Raw genomic sequence first — 24,266 nt, 5'->3', positions numbered from 1 at the left:
AAACCGCCAGCAAGAATAACAACAAATGGAACGCCATGCTGCTAGAGATATGAGCATAGTGATCAATCTTAATTTCCAGCTCTGTTTTTTTGCTGGGCGTTCCCGATTTCTGCGACAATGGCGGCTGCTAGCTTATCTCCGATTCCCGGTATACTCTTCACCAGTTCCACTTCTGGAAAGCCCGTTGCGAGCTCATCCATCTGCTTTTCTAGTCCGCTCAATTGCTCGGTAAAGGTCAGAACCAATTCCACCATACTGCGCAGAACTAAGGTTTGAGTACGACTTCGGGAGTGTCCCTCCCAACGAGACAACACTTCTTTGAGACATTCCATCTTGCCTTCCGTCCACTTCCGAGAATGGGATTTTCCTATGCATTTCTGTATGACCTCTTGAAGGTCCTCGGTCTGATCCTCCAAACAACGGGCCAGCACATGCAGCGATGTCTCCGAGAATAGATTACCAAACACCTCCTCATATTCCGGTAACACTTGATCCAGCAAGGCTCTCATGTTTAATTTCGCTTGTAAAAACATCCCTGTTACAAACTCATGCTGCCTTGTCACATGCTGAAGCTCTGTATAGCTATCCTCCCATGTCCGGTGCGGAGTCACATCTTCCCGGTAAAACATCTCGGCTAAGTGCCAGGCATCTGCGGCATCCGTCTTTACCTTTCGCAAGTGGGTTCCTTTTGCTCGTTTGGCCTGCACCGGATTAACGATAAAATACGTCCATCCGCTGTGTTCCAGGTAGGCCACTAGTCTGCGATGAAAGTGACCGGTCGCTTCTAGAACGACGACTGGAGAACGCGAAGTCTGTGTCTGCAGCTCTTTCAACATTTCTCCCAACTTCTCCAATCCGTCCTTCTCATGAGTAATACCTACCGCTTTCCCGTAAGGCTCATTCCGTTTGAGAAGGCTTGTACAACACTGAACCCTTTGGCCACATCCACTCCCACTACTGGTTCCATAACAACCTCCAAAATGATATTCACCGGCACTCCTACGATGGATCCAAATAGCTTCGCTTGTGATTCGTGGTCAATACCCCCACCAGCTCAAACATGGTCATTATGGGTAATAGGAGAACAGTTTTTGTGAAGTGGTAAACTCCAAAAAAAAGACCCTCGTGCTCCCAGCTACCGCCATCTTATAACACCTACATAAATAGGCCAACCAGATTTTCTGGCTGACCTAATAATACAAAAGACCCCGCATCCGCGGGGTCCTCCTCCAACATTTATATCTAATGCCCAGTCCCATGATTATATAGCGTAATCCCGCCCGCAGGGCTTGTCTTTGCAGCGGAATCAGCGCTAGCTGAGGCTCCGATAGCAACTGCACTAAGTAACAACAGCGTCGTCAGCAACAAGGATATCTTTTTCGTCATAAAAAAACTCCCTCTCTAAGATATTTTTTATAATCCTTTGATACATCTCTTGCTGTGAATCTGTAGCCCTGTTTCGGATAAGCTCGTAGAAGGCAACAGACTTTCTAAATCCCGCCTCATCTTCTAGTTTACTACATATTTGTAAAATATCGAGTATTCTATTTAAGGCATCGGTCATATTATTTCTTCTATATAAGTATGTAGCGAGTAAATACTTGTAATCCACATAGCTTCGTACATCTTCTCTCTTCTCTTTGCTGCTGATCTCCTCGATCTGATCCTCGAATAGCTCAAGCACCCAATCGATAGAGTAGTTGTATTTGATTGCAGACTCCAGGACGGTTAACAGTCCGTTCAGTACTTCCTTCTTCGTTAACGTCTGCAGAAAGCGGACATACTCCTGCAGCACTCTGCTGTTCCCCTCAAGTAATTCAATAACATAACCGTTGGCCACAGCCATTTCCTTGAAAAAAGCCGCTTCCGTATACCCTTCTTCATCCAGATGCTTAATCCAGCCCAAATCCTTGTATTGATTAATGCATCTTCTTGCTTCTGCGTATTGTCCTGTCTTCTGGTGCCCCACCCCCTTCATTAATAGGCTATATCCGAAATAATAGGCAATGCTTCTGTTTAAGTGCGGCTTGGGGGACATCCCGATGATAGTATGCGAGGTCTCGTAGGTGATAGCAATTACTTCGAATAGCTTATCTGACACCTCAATTACGGCTGGCCAGTTTTCACATGAAAATGATAGTTTTATCATGTCTACAAGTGAATCGGCAGCGATACCATCGAGTTCAAGCAACGTATACACTTCCTCTCAAAACCATTTATACCAATACTAACCCTTTATTTTCCATGGGTCAATATTCCATTTCTGCAGTTTGCTAGATTGTCAATATTACTGCAGAGGTTTAGAGGAAGTTCCGTGTTCGTTACTCTTGGAATCCACTCATCAGCTCGTAGAAATACTTAGGCTCCTGAGTCTTATACAGGTTATACCAGGCTTCTAAGGTCTGGTCGGAGAATACATCCAGGGCCCGCAGGACATGAACAGTAAACTCCAGGGGAGCTATTCCAGAGGCAGTAATCAGGTTACCATCCGTTACAGCAGGCTGCAGTTTATAGTGCTGTTCGCCTGTGTATGCCGGGCAGACCATCTTGAGATACTCCAGATCGTTGCTAGTATGAGCACGTGTATCCAGCAGGCCTGTCCGGGCCAGCCCCATTGTAGCTCCGCAAATAGCCGCAACTCCTATATTGTCCTCCAGACATCTCCCGGCAGCCTGCAGGATAGGCTCGTGGATGGAATCTGTCCATGTCTCTCCACCCGGCAGAATCAGCAAATCTCCGCTGCTAGGGCTGCATTCCTCCAGTGTGATGTCAGGCATTATGGTTAATCCGCCCATTGTAGTTATAGGTGTCTTGTTTAGCCCTACGGTAACTAATTTAGAGGAGGCTTGCCCCTTCTTATAATATCTTCCCGAGTTCAGCTCGGCAGTCAGGTACCCGATTTCCCAGTCCGCCATGGTGTCCAAAACATAAAGATATACAGTATGATTCATTGATAAATCCCCCTTTTCGTGATTACCTCCATAATAAAACAGCTCCACTGACATCCGCTGTCAGTGAAGCTGTTATTGCTGATAATATTCCATTAACTCCGCTGCAGTAGCAACAAGCTTGTCCTTTAAGCTCTGCGGCTCCATTACTTGAATGGACTTCCCATAGGGCAGAAGAAATGAAGGAACATACCTGTGAACGTTCTCCTCCTCAAGGGTAAAGATCGCCTGACCGGCTGTCCGTTCCTTCAGATGATGCCCAAGAAACCAGTGTAGACACAGGTCGTCCAGCGCATCCGCCGTGCCTTCTATCCTTACAGCCATCAAGTTTTCCTTGCCTGCTGCATCAGGCAGCAGATTATGCAGGAAACTTTCACGGGCCGAAAAACCCTCCGAGCGCTCAAAGCTCTCCGCCGTACGCTCAATCGTCAGAATCCGGTCAGCCCGGAAGCTGCGAAGCTCTTTTTTCAAGTGGCAAAAGGCAACCGTGTACCATCTGTTATTCCAGTAGACCATCCCATACGGGTCGATCCTCCTGTTCTTGGCATGCTCCTCACGGCCTGTACGGTAAGCAATTTCTACTGAGCATTCATTGGCTACCGCCCATTCTAAATCCGCGAGCACCGGCTGGACAGAAGCAGGCACCATATGGTTTATAACCTCAACACCGGCTAAATGGCGGCTAAGCACCTGCTTCTGCTCCTGATTGGAATACATTTTTAGCTTTGCTGCGGCATTGTCCAATACGTCACTCATAGGGTATCCGGCCTCTTTTGCAAAAAGAGCAGCATGAAGGAGCGCCTTCTTCTCCTCCATATCAAACAGCAGCGGTGCTCTGATCACATTACTGAGCAGGCTATACCCGCCGTTATGCCCAGCATCGGAGATGACCGGCACTCCGCTGGCACATAATGCATCGATATACCGGTACACGGTCCGTATATTGATTTCCAGCTTATCGGCGAGCTGCTTCGCCGTTATTTTCGCGCCGGAGTTCAGCATCCATAGGATGGCCAGCATATTATCTTGTTTCGGCATCGCATAAGCCCTCATTTTTTTATGAAATCAGTTCCGCTTGGCTTCTGTTTCGGCTGATACACAACCTGCTGTAGATTATTCAGGATCAGATTTTACTAAATACTTATTTATTTTCGCAACAAGATAATCCGTTGCTTCTCCAATTGTGAAATCAGTTGTATCAATTTGAATTTCTGGATGTTCTGGTGCCTCATAGGGACTTGATATACCTGTAAAATCTAGAATTTCCCCGTTGCGCGCTTTTTTATAAAGCCCTTTTACATCTCGTTTCTCACATTCGGCAAGTGGTGTACTAACAAATATTTCAATATATTCTTTGCCAATAATCTCTCTGGCATTAGTTCGTTCACTTTCATATGGTGAGATAAAGGCAGCCAAAACAATGAGGCCAGCATCATTCATCAGTTTGGCAACCTCTGCAACCCGACGAATATTTTCTACACGATCACTTTCTTTAAATCCTAAATCTTTATTTAATCCGTGACGAATGTTATCTCCATCAAGTAACATCGTATGATATCCCAATGATGCCAGTCTTTTTTCCACTTCATTGGAAAGTGTTGATTTGCCTGATCCTGAAAAGCCAGTGAACCATAATGTGAGTGGTTTATGCCCTTTCGGCCTTGATCGGCCCTCTCTGGAAAGAGATGTTTCATGCCACACAATATTCGAAGATCTACTAGGTTCACCGTGAAATATTCCAAACCCAGAATTCTCATTGCGATTGCCAATACTTCCGTTTTGTGATTCTGATAAATATCCCATTTCCGTCTCCTCGTCACCAACTTCAAAACTTTTATCGCAGCCTTTCATTTCAGCAATAAAGCAGGCCAATCCCTCCACTATGAATGGAAGATCGACCTGCCCTTTATCGGTTATTTCAACCTTACTCGTTAATTAAGTCAGATTTTTGTAACAGCCGCTGCATTATCATCGCCACTTCCGCCCTTGTGATATAAGCCTTAGGCACCAACAATTCTCCGCTTCTTCCCGTAAAAATCCCTGCACTTACACTGTCTGAAACACCGTTCAGTGCCCAAATGGATACATCGTTCGCATCATTGAAAATATCTAGAACGCTGCTCACGCTTTGATTTGGATTTCTTCCTGGTAATTCGGTAATTGTCATTGCTTTTGATAGAATCAGCATCGCTTGTTCACGTGTGATGTTATCGTTCGGACGAAATGTTCCGTCTTCAAATCCACTAATTAATCCGAATTCAAATGCTGTCTGAATCACACTACTGTACCATTCTGTCTCTTTAACGTCGGTAAATATGCTTTTACTGCTATCCAATCGGATACCTAAACCGCGGACAATAATAGCCGCAAATTCAGCACGGGTAATATTGCGGTCTGGACTGAACACGTCATCCGAAGTACCATTTACAACCATACGTGACCCCATGTCGTTAATCGCTGAACGCGCCCAGTGCTTAGAAACATCTTCAAATTCTAATGGATGCCAAACCACTGAATAGGTGCTGTTTGACAGACTATTAATTTCTGCATAATACGCACCGTCAATCTGTACAATCTTCGTAGGAACATGCCGTACCATGCCGTCCGGGTCTACGACGACACCTGTTGTAATTCGGCTAGGGTCAACGCCTTCAGGAATGGCCACAATACGTTCAACATAAGTTGTAAATCTTGATATTTCCTCCTTGCGGTCTCGATAAACTGCATACACTTTGAAATTGAGTGGCGGAATAACCAATGTAAGTCCTTCACGAACAACTGAATTATTCACTACCCCTATCATTTCCTCGAGAGGCTCTGCAATTTCGATCATCAGCCGGATATCTTGCAAATCCAGGCTTGCCCCAAATTTCTCGGAGATTGATGCAATATTAATTTGAGACGCTGGTAAAGTATAGGTAGCCTTTTTAGTGCGAATGGCTATGTCTGCTTGCTGATTCTCCATATATTGGACCACTCGTCCGTTTAGTTCGCCTATAACAACTGCACTATCCATTGTAACTGGGATTGTGATCACAGCTCCCATACCTTCCATAGCAATTCGTTCTTGGATCTTCTTCTCATCAATAGTAATAGTAGTTATCTTTTGACCATCTAAATAACGGATTGAAGCAGTCCCCGCATTTTCTATCTTGCCATTAACAAGAACATCGACTCCAGAATCGGCTTGAATCGGGGCAAAATACTCTTGGATGGCAGTGATAGTAACTGTGATCATTTGACTATTCGCTAACTCTCCATCGCTCGCGCTCACTTCCACCACGTACGTGTTGTTGGCATCACTGTCGCCTGGCGCTTCGTAGTTCGGCGCGGCCGCGAACGTCAATACACCTGTGGCAGCGTTAATGCTGAATTTCCCCTGATCCGCTCCCCCGATGATGGAATACGTCACAGTATCGCCTTCTGTATCCGTGGAGGTAACCGTGGTCACTGCCGTTGTGTTCTCATTCAAGCTAACCCCGGCGGTAGCCCCTCCTCCATTGGATGTAATCACCGGTGCTTCGTTCACATTCGTTACCGTTACGGTGATCGTCTGTACCGCTGTCCGCGGACTTCCTCCATTATCGGTCGCCGTCACTTCCACCACGTACGTATTGCTGCTGTCACTGTCGCCTGGCGCTTCATAGTCCGGCGCGGCTGCAAACGCCAATGCTCCGGTTGACGCGTTAATGCTGAATTTCCCCTGATCCGTTCCGCCGGTGATGGAGTAGCTCACACTATCACCGTCCGCATCCGTCGCGCTCACCGTTGTCACGGCTGTCGTTCCTTCCGCCACATTCACGCTGGCCGCTGCTCCTCCTGTGATCGCAGGATTGTTGTCATTCACATTGCTTACCGTGACGGTAACCGTCTGAGTGTCACTTAACACTCCATCGCTCGCGCTCACTTCCACCACGTACGTGTTGTTGGCGTCACTGTCGCCTGGCGCTTCGTAGTCCGGCGCAGCCGCGAACGTCAATACACCTGTGGCAGGGTTAATGCTGAATTTCCCCTGATCCGCTCCCCCGATGATGGAATACGTCACCGCATCGCCTTCTGTATCCGTGGAGGTCACCGTGGTCACTGCCGTCGTGTTCTCATTCACGCTAACCCCGGCTGTAGCCCCTGCTCCATTGGATGTAATCACAGGCGCTTCGTTCACATTCGTTACCGTTACCGTGATCGTCTGCACTGCTGTCCGCGGACTTCCTCCATTATCGGTTGCCGTCACTTGCACCACGTACGTATTGCTGCTGTCACTATCGCCTGGCGCTTCATAGTCCGGCGCGGCTACAAACGCCAATGCTCCGGTTGACGCGTTAATGCTGAATTTCCCTTGATCCGTTCCCCCGGTGATGGAGTAGCTCACACTATCACCGTCCGCATCCGTCGCGCTCACCGTTGTAACGGCTGTCGTTCCTTCCGCCACATTCACGCTGGCCGCTGCTCCTCCTGTGATCGCAGGATTATTGTCATTCACATTGGTTACCGTGACGGTAACCGTCTGAGTGTCACTTAACACTCCATCGCTCGCGCTCACTTCCACCACGTACGTGTTGTTGGCATCACTGTCGCCTGGCGCTTCGTAGTTCGGCGCGGCCGCGAACGTCAATACACCTGTGGCAGCGTTAATGCTGAATTTCCCCTGATCCGCTCCCCCGATGATGGAATACGTCACAGTATCGCCTTCTGTATCCGTGGAGGTAACCGTGGTCACTGCCGTTGTGTTCTCATTCAAGCTAACCCCGGCGGTAGCCCCTCCTCCATTGGATGTAATCACCGGTGCTTCGTTCACATTCGTTACCGTTACGGTGATCGTCTGTACCGCTGTCCGCGGACTTCCTCCATTATCGGTCGCCGTCACTTCCACCACGTACGTATTGCTGCTGTCACTGTCGCCTGGCGCTTCATAGTCCGGCGCGGCTGCAAACGCCAATGCTCCGGTTGACGCGTTAATGCTGAATTTCCCCTGATCCGTTCCGCCGGTGATGGAGTAGCTCACACTATCACCGTCCGCATCCGTCGCGCTCACCGTTGTAACGGCTGTCGTTCCTTCCGCTACATTGACGCTTGCCGCTGCTCCTCCTGTGATCGCAGGATTATTGTCATTCACATTGGTTACCGTGACGGTAACCGTCTGAGTGTCACTTAACGCTCCATCGCTCGCGCTCACTTCCACCACGTACGTATTGTTGGCGTCGCTGTCGCCTGGCGCTTCGTAGTTCGGCGCGGCCGCGAACGTCAATACACCTGTGGCAGGGTTAATGCTGAATTTCCCCTGATCCGCTCCCCCGATGATGGAATACGTCACCGCATCGCCTTCTGTATCCGTGGAGGTCACCGTGGTCACTGCCGTCGTGTTCTCATTCACGCTAACCCCGGCTGTAGCCCCTGCTCCATTGGATGTAATCACAGGCGCTTCGTTCACATTCGTTACCGTTACCGTGATCGTCTGCACTGCTGTCCGCGGACTTCCTCCATTATCGGTTGCCGTCACTTGCACCACGTACGTATTGCTGCTGTCACTATCGCCTGGCGCTTCATAGTCCGGCGCGGCTACAAACGCCAATGCTCCGGTTGACGCGTTAATGCTGAATTTCCCTTGATCCGTTCCCCCGGTGATGGAGTAGCTCACACTATCACCGTCCGCATCCGTCGCGCTCACCGTTGTAACGGCTGTCGTTCCTTCCGCCACATTCACGCTGGCCGCTGCTCCTCCTGTGATCGCAGGATTATTGTCATTCACATTGGTTACCGTGACGGTAACCGTCTGAGTGTCACTTAACACTCCATCGCTCGCGCTCACTTCCACCACGTACGTATTGTTGGCGTCACTGTCGCCTGGCGCTTCGTAGTCCGGCGCAGCCGCGAACGTCAATACACCTGTGGCAGCGTTAATGCTGAATTTCCCCTGATCCGCTCCCCCGATGATGGAATACGTCACCGCATCGCCTTCTGTATCCGTGGAGGTAACCGTGGTCACTGCCGTTGTATTCTCATTCACGCTGACCCCAGCGGTAGCCCCTCCTCCATTGGATGTAATCACAGGTACTTCGTTCACATTCGTTACTGTTACCGTGATCGTCTGCACTGCTGTCCGCGGACTTCCTCCATTATCGGTCGCCGTCACTTCCACCACGTACGTATTGCTGCTGTCACTGTCGCCTGGCGCTTCATAGTCCGGCGCGGCTGCAAACGCCAATGCTCCGGTTGACGCGTTAATGCTGAATTTCCCCTGATCCGTTCCGCCGGTGATGGAATAGCTCACACTATCACCGTCCGCATCCGTCGCGCTCACCGTTGTCACGGCTGTCGTTCCTTCCGCCACATTCACGCTGGCCGCTGCTCCTCCTGTGATCGCAGGATTATTGTCATTCACATTGGTTACCGTGACGGTAACCGTCTGAGTGTCACTTAACGCTCCATCGCTCGTGCTCACTTCCACCACGTACGTATTGTTGGCGTCGCTGTCGTCTGGCGCTTCATAGTCCGGTGCAGCCGCGAACGTCAACACGCCGGTTGCAGCGTTAATGCTGAATTTCCCCTGATCCACTCCCCCGGTGATGGAATAGCTCACACTATCACCGTCCGTATCCGTGGAGGTCACCGTGGTCACTGCCGTCGTGTTCTCATTCACGCTAACCCCGGCTGTAGCCCCTGCTCCATTGGATGTAATCACAGGCGCTTCGTTCACATTCGTTACCGTTACCGTGATCGTCTGCACTGCTGTCCGCGGACTTCCTCCATTATCGGTCGCCGTCACTTGCACCACGTACGTATTGCTGCTGTCACTATCGCCTGGCGCTTCATAGTCCGGCGCGGCTGCAAACGCCAATGCTCCGGTTGACGCGTTAATGCTGAATTTCCCTTGATCCGTTCCCCCGGTGATGGAATAGCTCACACTATCACCGTCCGCATCCGTCGCGCTCACCGTTGTAACGGCTGTCGTTCCTTCCGCCACATTCACGCTGGCCGCTGCTCCTCCTGTGATCACAGGATTGTTGTCATTCACATTGGTTACCGTGACGGTAACCGTCTGAGTGTCACTTAACACTCCATCGCTCGCGCTCACTTCCACCACGTACGTGTTGTTGGCGTCACTGTCGCCTGGCGCTTCGTAGTTCGGCGCGGCCGCGAACGTCAATACACCTGTGGCAGGGTTAATGCTGAATTTCCCCTGATCCGCTCCCCCGGTGATGGAATACGTCACCGCATCGCCTTCTGTATCCGTGGAGGTAACCGTGGTCACTGCCGTTGTGTTCTCATTCACGCTAACCCCGGCGGTAGCCCCTCCTCCATTGGATGTTATCACAGGTGCTTCATTCACATTCGTTACTGTTACCGTGATCGTCTGCACTGCTGTCCGCGGACTTCCTCCATTATCGGTTGCCGTCACTTGCACCACGTACGTATTGCTGCTGTCACTATCGCCTGGCGCTTCATAGTCCGGCGCGGCTGCAAACGCCAATGCTCCGGTTGACGCGTTAATGCTGAATTTCCCTTGATCCGTTCCCCCGGTGATGGAATAGCTCACACTATCACCGTCCGCATCCGTCGCGCTCACCGTTGTAACGGCTGTCGTTCCTTCCGCCACATTCACGCTGGCCGCTGCTCCTCCTGTGATCGCAGGATTGTTGTCATTCACATTGGTTACCGTGACGGTAACCGTCTGAGTGTCACTTAACACTCCATCGCTCGCGCTCACTTCCACCACGTACGTGTTGTTGGCGTCACTGTCGCCTGGCGCTTCGTAGTTCGGCGCGGCCGCGAACGTCAATACACCTGTGGCAGGGTTAATGCTGAATTTCCCCTGATCCGCTCCCCCGGTGATGGAATACGTCACCGCATCGCCTTCTGTATCCGTGGAGGTAACCGTGGTCACTGCCGTTGTGTTCTCATTCACGCTAACCCCGGCGGTAGCCCCTCCTCCATTGGATGTAATCACAGGCGCTTCGTTCACATTCGTTACCGTTACCGTAATCGTCTGTACCGCTGTCCGCGGACTTCCTCCATTATCGGTTGCTGTCACTTCCACCACGTACGTATTGTTGGTGTTACTGTCGCCTGGTGCTTCATAGTCCGGCGCGGCTGCAAACGCCAATGCTCCGGTTGACGCGTTAATGCTGAACTTCCCTTGATCCGTTCCCCCGGTGATGGAATAGCTCACACTATCACCGTCCGCATCCGTCGCGATCACCGTTGTAACGGCGGTCGTTCCTTCCGCCACATTGACGCTTGCCGCTGCTCCTCCTGCGATCGCAGGATTGTTGTCATTCACATTGGTTACCGTGACGGTAACCGTCTGAGTGTCACTTAACACTCCATCGCTCGCGCTCACTTCCACCACGTACGTGTTGTTGGCGTCACTGTCGCCCGGCGCTTCGTAGTCCGGTGCGGCCGCAAACGTCAACACGCCGGTTGCAGCGTTAATGCTGAATTTCCCCTGATCCACTCCCCCGGTGATGGAATACGTCACCGCATCGCCTTCTGTATCCGTGGAGGTAACCGTGGTCACTGCCGTTGTATTCTCATTCACGCTAACCCCGGCGGTAGCCCCTCCTCCATTGGATGTAATCACAGGTGCAGTGTTCGAAGGTGCGAATGAGATGATAAGATCATCGATCGCACTAAACTTGACCATGTTGTTAAATCTAACCTCGCTGAGTTCTGTAAATGCAGTTAAGTCACCCGATGTATACTGATGATTACGGACTTGTCGGTTCTCGGGAGCGAACATGCTAACATTTAATGTGGCATCGCTAGCCCCCTTTTCACCTATAACGACAGCATTCAGCTGATTTCCACCAATTATCTCATCAGCATCACTAACACCAATTCTGAAGCCCTCCAAATTAAAGTTGACTGGAACCCCATTTTTTTCGATTGTTAAAACTAACGAACTCCCGCCTGGTGTCATAACTACCGCTTCATAAAAAAGTGACCCGGCGGCATAGGAACCCTGCAAGATCATATCATTATAGCCTGTTGATTGCAGCGTATAAGTATAACCTCCTCCTAAATTACCGCTTAACGGAAGAGGCTGATAGTATTGAAACTCAGAAAAATCAATCGTATAACTCAACGAGCCATTGAATCTTTGTAAGATATCGCGAGATAACCGGGAAACTTCATCCACCGGACCTGTCAAATATTCAAGTTCCCAGTCTCCGCCACCATCTGTATTCCCTGTCAGATTAATAGAAGCTGCAACGTCTGCACTTGTGAGTTCAGCTAATCGCCTGACGAATGCTTTTCCCTGTTCGTCTTTAGCTACATTACAGCCAAATAGATAAATATCTCCATCCTCACTTAAAAGACTTCCTATCCTGCTCCACTGGTCTCCATAGCTCTCCAGGTGTTCAGCAGAAATCTCTTCGTAACCGAAATCGATGCTGCCGTTCGAACCATGCGAAATGATATGCAAGCTGTCGGCTCCACCCATTTCCTCTAACATCGCAGCTATCACGTTTAATGGATCATCTTTCTGTTCTAGAAGAAGAATTTCTCCTCCGGTAATGCTATCTCTTAAGATCTCCCAATCGTCAATAGATGTATCGATTACGGTTAGCGACCGGGTTTCTTTCGTTGTAACAGAAGAGAGATCAGAATCCATATCCATTAGCACATGTCGCTCTGAGATTTCGAACTTATTAGTTGCCAGGAGCTTCTTTGAGAATAGATGAATTGATTTGTCCTTGATTTCAAGCTGTTGTTTGTTTGCCAAGTCATCGAAATCACTCTCATCGTCCATCAAGACATTTGACTCTATCGAATGATTTGCAAATGGGCTGGAAGTTTGAGAGGAAGGTACGAAAGAGGATTCAGCATCTGCCATAACCGGGGTAGATTGCAAAATCATCATAAGCGCAGCAACTGTCATGCAAGAGGCGATTGTCTTATGCCATTCGGTACCTTTAAAAGCATCGACAATTTTCTTAATTAATCTCTCTTCATTCTGCACCTGATTTTTATCCACTTGTTCCAGCAATTCCAGACAAGCACGTTTTTGTCTACTCGTTTGAAGGTAGTTTTCATCAATCTCGTACTTGCTAAACAAGCTTTGCTGATAAGATGTGAAACTCATTCGCTTATTATTTCTTTTCATTTAATTCACTCCCTTATCGTTATTACTGCTGTTCTCTACCCAACTGCAGCCAAATGGCGTTATCAAAGCTCTTTGACGAAGAGATTGTTGAAAATTCAACAGATTGGCTCTATTCACACCATCCAATATGTGCACATCGTATAACTCATCCACATTATTATCATATTTAATTTCTCCAACGATCTCCCCCGTTTCAATATTTACAATAACAACTCCTGCCTGAAGCTTTTTTTGTGAGATTTCCAAATCAGAGAAGGTATGCGTGTTACGTAATTTACTCACTCCAATAAATGCGTATTTCCCTTTAAAACTTAACCCTCTTATGAATCCATCAATACGCGCAATCTCTGTAAAGGTATTATTATTAAGATCTGCTTTGACCAATTGTTCCGTGGCCGAAAGCAATAAATATACTTCTCCCTTATAGATTCGAGGAGAATGAGGCATCGGCAACCCTTCTAAAACGATTTCATTTTTTTGAACATCCAGCAAAATCCCGCCGCTCAGCTTGTTTTTTCTCCAGCCTTCTTTCGAAGTTGTTTTGCCAAATGCAGTAACATATTTAATAGAAGAATGTTCATCTACAGCCATACCGTTCAAATGACATAAATCTTCAGGAACATATTCTTCTATAAAATCGGGTCTCCAAATTGGTTCAAAAGAATATTTTCCGTCCAGTCTGGATAGACAACTATATGCCGTATTTACACCAACCAGCCCTCTATCCGTAAACGCAATATCATGAATATCAACGTAATCCGTTCTATACAGCATGGTAGGATAATAAAACGCATCGTATGTATTCGGTTTATCCGGATAGGTTTTAGCCAAATTCGCATCCGTCTTTAAAACAACAACATTCAATGCACAGGCAATGGCCATCATATCTTCTTCTAACGCGATACCCATCGGTCTAACAAAATCTCTTACAAGCTGATACATTTGGTTGCCATCGCTCGACAAAATAATGACTTTTCCCGCTTGATAAGTCGAAAGTATTATAGATATGCCTAATTCTTTCATAATGCTTAATGTTTCTCCATTGTGTGTGCATTGAAAAGGATTCATTAAAACACGCCCTATTCTGTCCGATTTCAAGAAAGGTGTTGATTGCTATTATAGATAGATATAACATTCGTCACAATAACAGATTTTCCTTCTTTTATTGACACTTCATTGTCGAATAACTTGCACAGTATTTGCGAACATGCGGCTCAATGAGCTGTACACAAAAAAAAGACGCCTATTCGGTTTCTCCGAAGGGACGTCGTCTTTTTCTCACCTATTTTTTTGACTTTGAAGTGTCCAAGCAAATGAAAATCACTTACTCTACAACGTCCCCCGCCGCAGCTCATAAAAATACTGCACCGCCGGATGCTTCAGCTCCATCTTCTCAGCCATGCTTAGAATCCGCTTTTTCCCGACCCGTCTGTCCAGCAGAGCCAGGATGTTCAGCATCATGTCGCTGCTCTCCATACTCTCCTCTATCGGAGTGACCAGAAACTTGTTAGCCACCACGATAAAATTCGACTTCGTTAATGCTGTCTGTGCCGACAAAAGCGCCTTGGCATGCTCGGTGCTTTTTCGGCTGCCGGCCATTACGATCAGGCGGTCCTCCGGCACAGGCCCCTTGACGGTTTGTCTAACCGCTTCAATGTCCTCACTTGTGACTGGAATCCGGATATCCGGATCATTTTTGATGTCCAGCTCTGTCTGATACCATCTGATCGGGTTACTTTTATCGCTCATGCTGAGCACATTCTTTTTATCGACTGAGATGTAACAGATCCCTGATTTATCAGGCAGGTAACGGTAGCCCGGCGCGCGGTATTCTACCCTTCCATTTAACGCAGGACTCAGAAAGCCCTCCAGCTGTTGCTTCAATTTACTCCAGGACATGTAATCCCCCCTATACCAAACAGAGGACAGGCTTGCTGGCTCCGGGGATTGTCCCCTCTCCAATCCGCCTATCCTCCACTTAGCAGCATAATATCTATTCGTTATCCGCCTCTTCAGGCTCCTTACTTGCAAAAGCATCAAGCAGCGCACGCACTTCACTCGTTGACTTAGTGTTCATTAAGGTATTTCTTAATTCACCGGCCCCGCGGAAGCCGCGGACGTAGATTTTGAAGAACCGCTGAAGCGGGCTGAACGAGCGTGGTGCCTGTCCTGAATATTGATCATAGAGGTCCAGATGCAGCCGCAGCAGATCCAGCAGTTCCGCGCTAGTGTGCTCCTTCGGCTCCTGCTCAAACGCAAACGGATTCTGAAAAATCCCCCGCCCGATCATAATCCCGTCCACCCCATACTCTTCAGCAAGCTTCAGACCGGTCTGCCGGTCCGGAATATCCCCGTTAATGGTCAGCAGGGTGTGTGGTGCAATCTCGTCGCGAAGCTTTTTGATCTCCGGAATCAGCTCCCAGTGGGCATCCACCTTGCTCATTTCCTCACGGGTGCGCAGATGAATCGACAGATTCACAATATCCTGCTGCAAAATATGGGTTAACCAGCCGCGCCATTCATCGATCTCGGTGAACCCCAGTCTTGTTTTCACGCTGACCGGCAGTCCCCCGGCCTTCGCCGCCTGAATGATCTCCGCTGCAAGCTCAGGACGGCAGATAAGCCCGCTTCCCTTCCCGTTCTCCGCTACATTCGCTACAGGACAACCCATGTTGATATCGATGCCTTTGAAGCCTTCCTCGGCCATCCCAATACTCATCTGGCGGAAATATTCCGGCTTATCCCCCCAGATATGCGCGACCATCGGCTGTTCATCCTCTGTAAACGTCAACCGCCCGCGCACCGCATGATGCCCCTCCGGGTGACAATAGCTCTCTGTATTCGCAAACTCGGTGAAAAACACATCCGGCCGGCCCGCCTTACTTACAACATGACGAAATACCACATCCGTCACATCCTCCATCGGCGCCAGTATAAAGAAGGGACGCGGCAAATCACGCCAAAAGTTAGTTGTCATATCTATAACCTCTCTATGGATATCAGGACCGAATTCATCCTGCGTATGTTATGGTGCTGCCCAAGTAGAAACGGCTGCGCCGTCCTAAACAGGACGGTATCCGTTTCTGCGAGAAAGATAAGGGTAAAGGATAGCGTGAAATATATACTTTCTTATCTTTTCAAAAAGAAATAGACCGCCCTGTCCAAAGGAAACGGTCTATCGCATGTTTTATTATAACATGGCAAGAGGAAAATTCAATAAATTCAATCCGCATTAATAAATGGCTATTGGACCGTAAGGCCCTTCCAGAATATCTATTTTCGTATCAAAAATAGCGGTCAGGATCTCCGGCTTCATAATCTCTGCTACGGTTCCAAAGGCGGCAATTTGTCCATTCTTCATCGCACAGATCCGGTCTGAATATTTGGCGGCGAAATTAATATCATGCATCACCGTCAGAATGGTTCTTCCAAATTCATTAGCAGCCTGCCGCAGATGCTCCATCATTTGAACCGAGCGGGCAATATCCAGATTGTTCAGCGGTTCATCAAGCAGGACATATTCCGTCTCCTGGCACAAAACCATGGCAACGTATGCTCTTTGCCTCTGTCCGCCCGACAGCTCATCCAGATACCGGTTTTCCAGATCCGTCAGATCCAGAAAGTCGATATATTTTGAGATAATAGCCTCATCTTCATTCGTTAATCTGCCCTTTGAATAAGGAAAACGCCCAAATCCCGCCAGCTGTCTGACAGTGAGCCTGGTTACAAAATGATTTTCTTGCCTCAGGATTGTGATAATCTTGGCCAGGTCCTTTGATTTCGATTCAGAAACATCCATATTAGCCACACTAATCTGACCCTCATCCAGCTCCAGCAGCCTTCCGATCATCATAAGTGTCGTAGACTTCCCTGCACCATTGGGTCCAATTAGAGAGGTAAAGCCTGCCTTGGGAATTTCAATATTGAGCGGTCCTATGGTGACCTGATCTGTGTACAGCTTTCTGGCATTATTTATCTTTATCATAGCGACCTCTTTCTCAGAATCACAACCAGGAAGGTTATTCCGCCAAACAGTTCAATAATAACGGATACTACAGCCCGTGAATCAAATACATGATACATTAAAAAATAGGCTGTCGTCAGAATGAAGAAGCCTATAGCAAGCGCCATGGCAAAAAGATACCGGTGATCATATGTCTGCGCCGCCTGATAACTCAACGTTGCAACTAAAAATCCATAGAACGTAAGGGGCCCCACTAGTGACGTTGAAATAGACATCAGAACGGAAACCAGTATGAGCGTATAAATGATGCTGGACTGATAGTTCACTCCAAATGTTGCAGAGACATCTTTGCCGAGCGACAATACATTCAATTTCTTGGAATAGGCTATAAATAATATGGCTATAAGGATAACCACAGGAATGACAACCGGAAAATATGAAGCATCCGCATTATTAACAGAGCCAAACAACCGGGACTGCAGCAGATCGAACTCAGACGGCGCAAGCAGCCTTCTCATAAAGGAGGATACCGAATTGAGTCCTGCTCCAATGATGATTCCAATCAGCAGCATCAGCTGCAGATTGCCGTATTTTCCGGATAACAGCCAGCCATACAGGATCAGGCTCATCAGGACCATAACCGTAACCTGAAATAAATAGGACCCAATACCGCTAAAGTTAACCAGGGCACCCGCCCCAAAGAAGAACATGGTACTTGTATGAATGGTGGAGTACAGCGATTCAAAGCCTAACAGGGACGGCGTTATAATCCGGTTATTCGTAATGGATTGAAAAGCCACGGTTGATAAGCTATGGCACACCGCAGCAATAATCATTGCAACCAATGCCACCACTCTCCTGGTAACAACAGGAATAAAGGATGGCGAATCTATCCGAACCGGGTTGTTATACATTAACAGTCCGTACGAGGAAAGTGCACCCAAAGCAATCAGCGTGATCAGGATGATCCAATAACGTTTTTCCTCTTTCCGGGAGCGGAAGGCGCTGGCTGATCTCTTGTCATGCTGGAGGCCATTACCGATTCCCGCATTTTCAATTCTCCGGTATTCCAATGCGTTCATCTTGACCTCCTTGGTCTTCTTTGTCTCAATAAAAGAGTAATGAATACGGCCGCTCCCACTGTACCCAGGATTAAGGAGACCGGCACTTCAAAAGGCATAATAATGACGCGGGAAATGATGTCACAAAGCGTTATAGCTCCCATCCCGATCACACAGACCCAGGGCAGATTGCTCCTCAGATCATCGCCTCTGTACATGGAGACAATATTGGGGACAATCAATCCCAGAAAAGGCAGGTTCCCAATAACAGCGGCGACCACTCCAACCGCAACAGTAATAAGACCATTAGCAAGCAGAAGCAGCCTGTTGTAATTCAGACCAAGGCTTGTGGCTACATCTTCCCCCAGCCCGGCTAACGTCAATCTGTTCGCACATATAAAAATAAGAATGCTGACGATAACGATGATCCACAAATATTCATATCTTCCCACTTGAACAGCTGCGAAAGAGCCAACAAACCAGCTTTCAATAATCTGCGACATTTGAAAATGGAGCCCCAGGAAAGTGGATAGTGCCGAAATCACAGCTCCAAGCATCAGGCCGATGATCGGGACAATTAAAGACGAACGCAGCCTGACCCTTCTTAAGAATAAAAAGAAAATCATCGTTCCTATAAAGGAAAAAAGGATTGCCCCCGTCATTCTGGCAAACAAAGTTGGTGCCGGAACAAATAAATAGACAACCAGGAGTCCCAGGCCTGCCCATTCCGTAGTTCCTGTTGTAGTAGGTTCAACAAACCGGTTCTGTGTAATCAGCTGCATGACGAGTCCCGTCATGGCCATCGCAGCCCCGGTAAGCATTAAGGCAACCGTTCTTGGAACACGGGTGATGAAGAACATCTCCATCCCATCCGCCTGCCCGCGTATATCATATACTCCGGTGAACAGCGAGATTATCCCCAAAATGATAACAACGATTACAGCCAGTATAAATGGTATTGTCCATATTCTATTGTAATTATAGAACTGGGGTTGAGAGTAGCTCTCAACCCCGGAAGTAATATGTTTTGACACTATTCCGTACCCCTTTACATTACTTGGCAAATGCTTCTGCAATGCTATTAAATACTTCTATAAAAGTCTGCAATGATTCATTTGTATACGTGTCATTTGGTGCATACACGATGTTGCCTGCAGTAACTGCGGTAGTGTTCTGAAGAGCAGGAGCCTTATCAATTACGTCCTGGGCAGGAACCTTCTCTTCTGTAGAATTGATGGCAGCATCGCGATCCAGTACCATCAGCCAATCAGGATTGCTCTGTGCAATAGCTTCAACGGAAATTTCATCTCCCTGATGATTTGTGGAGGATTCTGCAACCTCTAACGCCGGAGTCCATCCAAAAATATCATAAAGCGGTCCCCAGACGCGTCCGGAGTGAGGAGCTGAGAAGCCGATATCTCCGCCGGATACGATAATGCTCATCACTTTATCCGTTCCGTTATAAGCAGACTTGGCCTTTTCGATGGCTTGATCCAAATCAGCTGTCAGTTGCTTAGCCTCATCATTCTTATCAAAAATCTGTCCCAGCGTAGTCGTAGCCTGCTTCAGTCCGTTCACCAGATTTTCTCCAGGAGCACCGGCTTCTTCGGAGACATCGAAGGTAAGATCAATAACAGCGGCATTCGGTACCAGCTTCTTGATATCTTCATAAAAGCCGGAGAATCTTTGGCCAACAATGACAAGCTCAGGCTCTACCGCTGCGATGATTTCAAGCTTGGGCTCACCGTGGTTCCCGATATCCTGAACATTCTCATCCGCCACATATGGTGAATCCGCAGGCATTACCCCCTTAGGAACAGCAGCTAATTGAATATCCCAGCTCGCCAGCGTTTCAAAGGTTCTATTATCCAGAGCAACAACATTCTTAGGATTTACAGGAACCGTAACCGTTCCATGGGCATCAGTGATTTCAACGGTAGTAGCTTGTGGAGTATTGGTAGCCTCAGCAGCTGCGTTCGCATTCCCATCAGTTGCTGCTGTATTATTTGAGCTTGAGCAAGCCGCCAGCATCACAACCAAAACCACCATTATTACAGATAAATTTAACCTCTTCATTCCTTATACCCCTCTCCCTGTATGTATACTTTGTAGAAAATCTAATCATTTATCCTGCAAAAATATAATGATAATGATTATCAATTTCACTTACACAGTATACCAGCTCGAGAAATATAATCAACCCCTTTATTTCCTGCTTTACAGGGTATTAAGTTGCAAAGTTCCATAGTTTTTAATAAAATGCAATAAAAGGATTGGGATACAGGAGGGAATTATGTCAAATCATTTTCTGTCTACACAAGTTGGATATGTATATCTGCCTACGACCAATATCGAACGCACCACGCTTTGGTATACTCAGAACCTCAGGTTAAAGCTGATCGAAACCTTTGAAGACAGAGGCTCGCTAATCTCTATTCTTCACTTCCCCCATAAGCACGCCATTGCAATTGTCCTTGTCCAGACGACAGAGGATAAACCTCTTTATATCGCCAGAAACGGTTCCCCCTATCCCGTGCTTACTATAAATTGTCCGGACATTGAATATACCCATCAATATCTAAGCGATCATCAAGTCGAGGTTCAGGAAATCCGCACCTTAGGAAACGGCGAGGCCAAATACTTCTATTTTAAAGATGACCAGGGCAATCTCCTTGAAGCTGCGTGGTCCCAATGGGATGCTACGGATGAATTCAAAGATTCTTTTCTGAACTGAGTAGCTGTATCACAGATTAAATTAGGCAGCCAAAAACAAACATAATCAAACTTTACATAATTCCCTTAACAACAGATGTGCTATTGTAATCCCATACATTTGTACGAGGGAGTGACTCAACGTTGAATGAACATTTGAGTATCGCGATGGATGCATTAAATAGCTACTCGATAACCTGCAAATCGATAGAGTTTATAGCGCAAAGCGGAAATACGATCTATAAGGTCACTGACCCGGATAACAACAGTTACAGCCTCCGCCTGCATTTATCTAAAGGGGATGCCCTTGAAGGCTTTTGGAGTAAGCCGGAAGTGATCCGCTCTGAAATGGTCTGGCTTCAAGCCTTGGCCCTGGAAACAGATTTAACCGTGCCGGCGCCTTTTAAGAATAACCACGGGGATTTCATTACGAATGTGAACGATGTTAATTGTACTTTACTAAGATAGATGGGTGGACGGTGAGCAGAAGCCTTTTATTCCTACAGTAGAGGACGCGGCGGCTATAGGGGAAATGACCGGCAAACTACATAGACAAGCCTCGAATTGGAGCATCCCAAGTGTATTCGAACGCCCTTCCTTTGACAGCTCCCGTATATTGCAATCCTTGGACAAGCTTGGGGAGCGATCTGATGCAGGTATGCTTAACGCCGATGATACAGCGCTTCTTCAGCAAGCCGGTCAACGAGTCATTGCAATGATGAACACTATTGAAAGAACCGCCGGCAGTTGGGGAATGATTCATGCGGATTTAATTCCAAGTAACCTTGTGTTTCATGGAAAAGGAGTGCGGCCGATCGACTTTGGCGCTTGCGGGTTTGGTTACTATTTAATTGATCTTGGCTGGACATTTTCCTATATCCATCCTGCATTTAGAGACCAGCTGCTTCAGTCGTATGCACGGTATTATCCGTTGCCGGATAGCTATGTTGAGCTATTGGAGGGCTTTTTTATTGCAGCGCAGCTTGAAACCATGAATTTCTGGCTGGGTCTGCCTGACTGGCAGGAATGGCTGCCTGATCATATTGGTAAATTAGCCGGCAGAGAGGTTAGTGCGTACATGAACGGTCAATCGTTCCTCTTTAGCGGCAGACCTTACTGGGAATAAGCTGCAAAAAAGTTACTGAAGGAGCTGCAGAGCGGGTGAATTATCGTTTCAGCTTATGGCCATCACATAGATTTGGCATGGGTTCTGTTCACCCCACAGCGTCGGAAACACTTCAAGCTCCTTAAAACCAAGGCTTAAATAGAATCTGTTTGTATTATCATATTCTTCATATCGGCCCATCTGGACCGTTTTCACTTGTATAAAAGAATAGTGCTTATCTGCTGCATATTCTTTAGCTGCCTTAAATAATTCCCGCCCAATGCCATGACGATGAAATTCTTCTAGAACACCCATTACGGCAAGTTCTACTGTATCTTTACCTGTTTCTTTTAGACACAGAAATCCTATTGCTTGCCGGCTTTCTTTTGCCACAAAAAACGCTTGATCGACACTTTCTAGAATATAATCCTCCCTTGCTTCCGGAATCCCAAACCAGTCCGGCAGCGCTTCGAGTATTTCACGGGCTATAATCTTTTTATCATTATTATCACAAATCTGAGTGACCCTCTTGTTCCCCATGTTCATTTCACCCCTATGTAAATTATGTACTTGTAATCAGTTCTCCAAGCCCCGATCCGCGGCTATTTTCCCGGCTTCTTCCCTAGTCTGCGTATCGCAAAATCCCTTGTATCCCCGTAGCTGTCATGTACGCATTCTTCCAGTATTTCTTGGGAAAGAATTTTCTGCTTAAACATTTTGAGAATCAGTTTATGACGGCAATAGGAACACAGCGTTTGTCTGTACATATAGGTAAATAATGATGAATTCATTTTAAGCGATCGGTTGTCAAATAACTTCTCAGCGTCCATAAAGACACCATGCCATTCCCCATCCTCATACGTTACTGGGAGGCTTTGAATACCTTCGAGCAGAATCGTTTCATCCTCTGACTTAAAGCAATAGCATAGAAGACTTAGCGCATTTGCGAGCTCTTTCTTTTGCTTAATAAGGTTTATCGCATAGCCGTGAATCCGGTCTGACGGTAAATGCTGCAGCATCTCAAAAGCGGCGTCGCGTATCGCTTCATTATCACTTTCGGTTAGCTCGAAAATAAACTGCTCGTCCAGCGGAAAACGTACCTTTCTAAACGTCCACAACAGTTCCAGCTTTATTTCCAGATCGGTTTCCTGAACAGCGTATTCTGCTAATCTAAGCAGCTCATCTTCTGTAGCGGTCCTTGAAAAACAGAGTGCCAGCCCCCGGCTGCGGAACCCGCCCTGCTTCTCCTTGGCCGCTTCAATTATTTCCTCTAATGCCGGCGGCTCAGTACTTCGTTTCTCTTGAATTCCGGTGTGTGATACGGAGTTAAGAAAGGCTTTTACATAATCAGATTTAGCCGTATTGTTATGCAAAAATGTATCGACACGTTTAGCTCCGAACTTATTTTTCGCGTTTGAGTAGAACCAATCCATATTAGCAGCTTCACTGTTATTGAATGCATACTCTCCAAGCTGTATAACAATGCTCTTAAACGCAGGAAAGCCATCCAGAGAGGTTAGCCATACACATAGACATTCCAAATTTTCCTTTACAACAGGATTGTTATTGCGAGAGAGTGATCCGAGCAGTGCATTATATTTTTCATATAACGCCTCCCTCGCTTTATTGCTGCCATCTGCTGCAAACAGATATTGAAGCTCGCAGAGCTGACTGAATAGCCCTGTATCCAGATTCTTTTGCATAAACTTCCGGATGATTCCCTCTTCAAAATAGCTCTTATCCTCGTAAAGACAAATAGCCTGATATAAAAAGCTTCCACGCCCGCCCTCACTTTGCATATCATAGCAGGTATTACGAAGACAGCACCAAAGGACAATATCCATGTATTTATCACGGTTATTGCTCTCTTTTAACATGAGATATGAACTACCCAGTCCCCGTTTAAAAGCCTCTTTAAATTGAGTTTTGGTCCATTTCCTTCCCATCAATCGCTGACCTCCGGCGGCTGCTCCTCCAGCAAAATAATAGCTTCTCCCCGTTCCTGTCTGATCTGAATATTCTCTTTGCCCCAGGAGCACATCACGTCAATGATTCTATTGGCTGTAACGCCATATTCCGTCAGGCTATATTCGACTTTTGGCGGCATCTGCTGATAGACAAACCGTTTTACCAGCCCGTCCCTTTCAAGCTCACGAAGCTGCTGGATCAGCACCTTTTGCGAAATACCGGGAATACTGTGCTGTAGCTCGCTGGTTCTCTTCGTGCCGGACATCAGTAAACATATGATCAACGCTTTCCATTTGCCGCCGATAATCTCCAGAGTCGCCTCTATTCCCAGATGATATTGCTTCATTAAATCCCCCCGTCCATGCTGATCTACTAAGCCAGTTAAAAGATTTATTATCCCATT

General features: G+C 47.3%; 19 protein-coding genes and 1 pseudogene. 3 read left to right on the top strand and 17 right to left on the bottom strand.

The features are described 5' to 3' along the window. Positions 1–68: 68 nt before the first annotated feature. The 14 genes and pseudogenes from AC4G46_RS03640 to AC4G46_RS03575 all read right to left on the bottom strand — a co-directional run bounded on the left by AC4G46_RS03640 (position 69) and on the right by AC4G46_RS03575 (position 20,154). Positions 69–854, bottom strand: coding sequence for an IS110 family transposase (locus AC4G46_RS03640; RefSeq protein ID WP_491126732.1), 786 nt, complete (start codon positions 852–854; stop codon positions 69–71). A 485-nt stretch (positions 855–1,339) separates the two neighbouring features. Continuing rightward, positions 1,340–2,191 (bottom strand): hypothetical protein, encoded by an 852-nt coding sequence (locus AC4G46_RS03635; protein ID WP_491126731.1) that lies wholly within the window; start codon positions 2,189–2,191, stop codon positions 1,340–1,342. Between the two features lie 130 nt (positions 2,192–2,321). After that, on the bottom strand, positions 2,322–2,951 hold the full coding sequence (locus AC4G46_RS03630; protein WP_491126730.1) for a type 1 glutamine amidotransferase family protein: 630 nt from the start codon (positions 2,949–2,951) through the stop codon (positions 2,322–2,324). A 72-nt stretch (positions 2,952–3,023) separates the two neighbouring features. After that, a complete protein-coding gene (locus AC4G46_RS03625) occupies positions 3,024–3,986 on the bottom strand; it encodes a helix-turn-helix transcriptional regulator (protein ID WP_491126729.1) in 963 nt (320 codons plus the stop codon). A gap of 75 nt (positions 3,987–4,061) precedes the next feature. After that, entirely contained in the window at positions 4,062–4,829 is a 768-nt protein-coding gene (cysC, locus tag AC4G46_RS03620) for an adenylyl-sulfate kinase (RefSeq protein WP_491126728.1), read from the bottom strand. 43 nt (positions 4,830–4,872) lie between these two features. Further along, positions 4,873–11,589 (bottom strand): cadherin domain-containing protein, encoded by a 6,717-nt coding sequence (locus tag AC4G46_RS03615; protein WP_491128780.1) that lies wholly within the window; start codon positions 11,587–11,589, stop codon positions 4,873–4,875. Positions 11,590–12,039: 450 nt separating this feature from the next. Continuing rightward, positions 12,040–12,561: pseudogene (locus AC4G46_RS03610) on the bottom strand (DUF4347 domain-containing protein); the annotation flags it as partial. A gap of 492 nt (positions 12,562–13,053) precedes the next feature. Further along, on the bottom strand, positions 13,054–14,121 hold the full coding sequence (locus tag AC4G46_RS03605; protein WP_491126727.1) for a TIGR03032 family protein: 1,068 nt from the start codon (positions 14,119–14,121) through the stop codon (positions 13,054–13,056). A 261-nt stretch (positions 14,122–14,382) separates the two neighbouring features. Beyond that, positions 14,383–14,952 (bottom strand): SF0329 family protein, encoded by a 570-nt coding sequence (locus AC4G46_RS03600; protein ID WP_491126726.1) that lies wholly within the window; start codon positions 14,950–14,952, stop codon positions 14,383–14,385. 94 nt (positions 14,953–15,046) lie between these two features. After that, positions 15,047–16,030: a tRNA dihydrouridine synthase gene (locus AC4G46_RS03595; RefSeq protein ID WP_491126725.1), complete on the bottom strand. Its 984-nt coding sequence runs from the start codon at positions 16,028–16,030 to the stop codon at positions 15,047–15,049. A gap of 255 nt (positions 16,031–16,285) precedes the next feature. Then, on the bottom strand, positions 16,286–17,038 hold the full coding sequence (locus AC4G46_RS03590) for an iron ABC transporter ATP-binding protein (RefSeq protein ID WP_491126724.1): 753 nt from the start codon (positions 17,036–17,038) through the stop codon (positions 16,286–16,288). Next, positions 17,035–18,099, bottom strand: coding sequence for an iron chelate uptake ABC transporter family permease subunit (locus AC4G46_RS03585; RefSeq protein WP_491126723.1), 1,065 nt, complete (start codon positions 18,097–18,099; stop codon positions 17,035–17,037). The genes AC4G46_RS03590 and AC4G46_RS03585 overlap by 4 nt, the downstream gene beginning before the upstream one ends. Next, on the bottom strand, positions 18,096–19,112 hold the full coding sequence (locus AC4G46_RS03580) for an ABC transporter permease (protein ID WP_491126722.1): 1,017 nt from the start codon (positions 19,110–19,112) through the stop codon (positions 18,096–18,098). Before AC4G46_RS03580 ends, AC4G46_RS03585 begins: the two co-directional genes overlap by 4 nt. 19 nt (positions 19,113–19,131) lie before the next feature. Continuing rightward, positions 19,132–20,154 (bottom strand): siderophore ABC transporter substrate-binding protein, encoded by a 1,023-nt coding sequence (locus tag AC4G46_RS03575; RefSeq protein ID WP_491126721.1) that lies wholly within the window; start codon positions 20,152–20,154, stop codon positions 19,132–19,134. A 217-nt stretch (positions 20,155–20,371) separates the two neighbouring features. On the opposite strand from AC4G46_RS03575, the gene AC4G46_RS03570 reads away from it, so the two are divergent. The 3 genes from AC4G46_RS03570 (at position 20,372) to AC4G46_RS03560 (ending at position 21,916) form a co-directional block, all read left to right on the top strand. Next, positions 20,372–20,812 carry a VOC family protein gene (locus tag AC4G46_RS03570; RefSeq protein ID WP_491126720.1) on the top strand — a complete coding sequence of 147 codons (441 nt, stop codon included), beginning with the start codon at positions 20,372–20,374 and terminating at the stop codon, positions 20,810–20,812. A 122-nt stretch (positions 20,813–20,934) separates the two neighbouring features. Then, complete coding sequence (locus tag AC4G46_RS03565; RefSeq protein WP_491126719.1) at positions 20,935–21,258, top strand: hypothetical protein; 324 nt, start codon at positions 20,935–20,937, stop codon at positions 21,256–21,258. 4 nt (positions 21,259–21,262) lie between these two features. Continuing rightward, entirely contained in the window at positions 21,263–21,916 is a 654-nt protein-coding gene (locus tag AC4G46_RS03560) for a phosphotransferase enzyme family protein (RefSeq protein WP_491126718.1), read from the top strand. 48 nt (positions 21,917–21,964) lie between these two features. Here the strand turns inward: AC4G46_RS03560 and AC4G46_RS03555 are convergent, their stop codons facing one another. The 3 genes from AC4G46_RS03555 to AC4G46_RS03545 all read right to left on the bottom strand — a co-directional run bounded on the left by AC4G46_RS03555 (position 21,965) and on the right by AC4G46_RS03545 (position 24,209). After that, complete coding sequence (locus tag AC4G46_RS03555; RefSeq protein ID WP_491126717.1) at positions 21,965–22,435, bottom strand: GNAT family N-acetyltransferase; 471 nt, start codon at positions 22,433–22,435, stop codon at positions 21,965–21,967. A gap of 62 nt (positions 22,436–22,497) precedes the next feature. Then, complete coding sequence (locus AC4G46_RS03550) at positions 22,498–23,841, bottom strand: hypothetical protein (RefSeq protein WP_491126716.1); 1,344 nt, start codon at positions 23,839–23,841, stop codon at positions 22,498–22,500. Continuing rightward, entirely contained in the window at positions 23,841–24,209 is a 369-nt protein-coding gene (locus tag AC4G46_RS03545; protein WP_491126715.1) for a winged helix-turn-helix transcriptional regulator, read from the bottom strand. Before AC4G46_RS03545 ends, AC4G46_RS03550 begins: the two co-directional genes overlap by 1 nt. Positions 24,210–24,266 lie beyond the last annotated feature (57 nt).

It is taken from the genome of Paenibacillus sp. fava2 (assembly GCF_058313675.1).
This window is presented reverse-complemented; position numbering and strand designations above follow the sequence as displayed.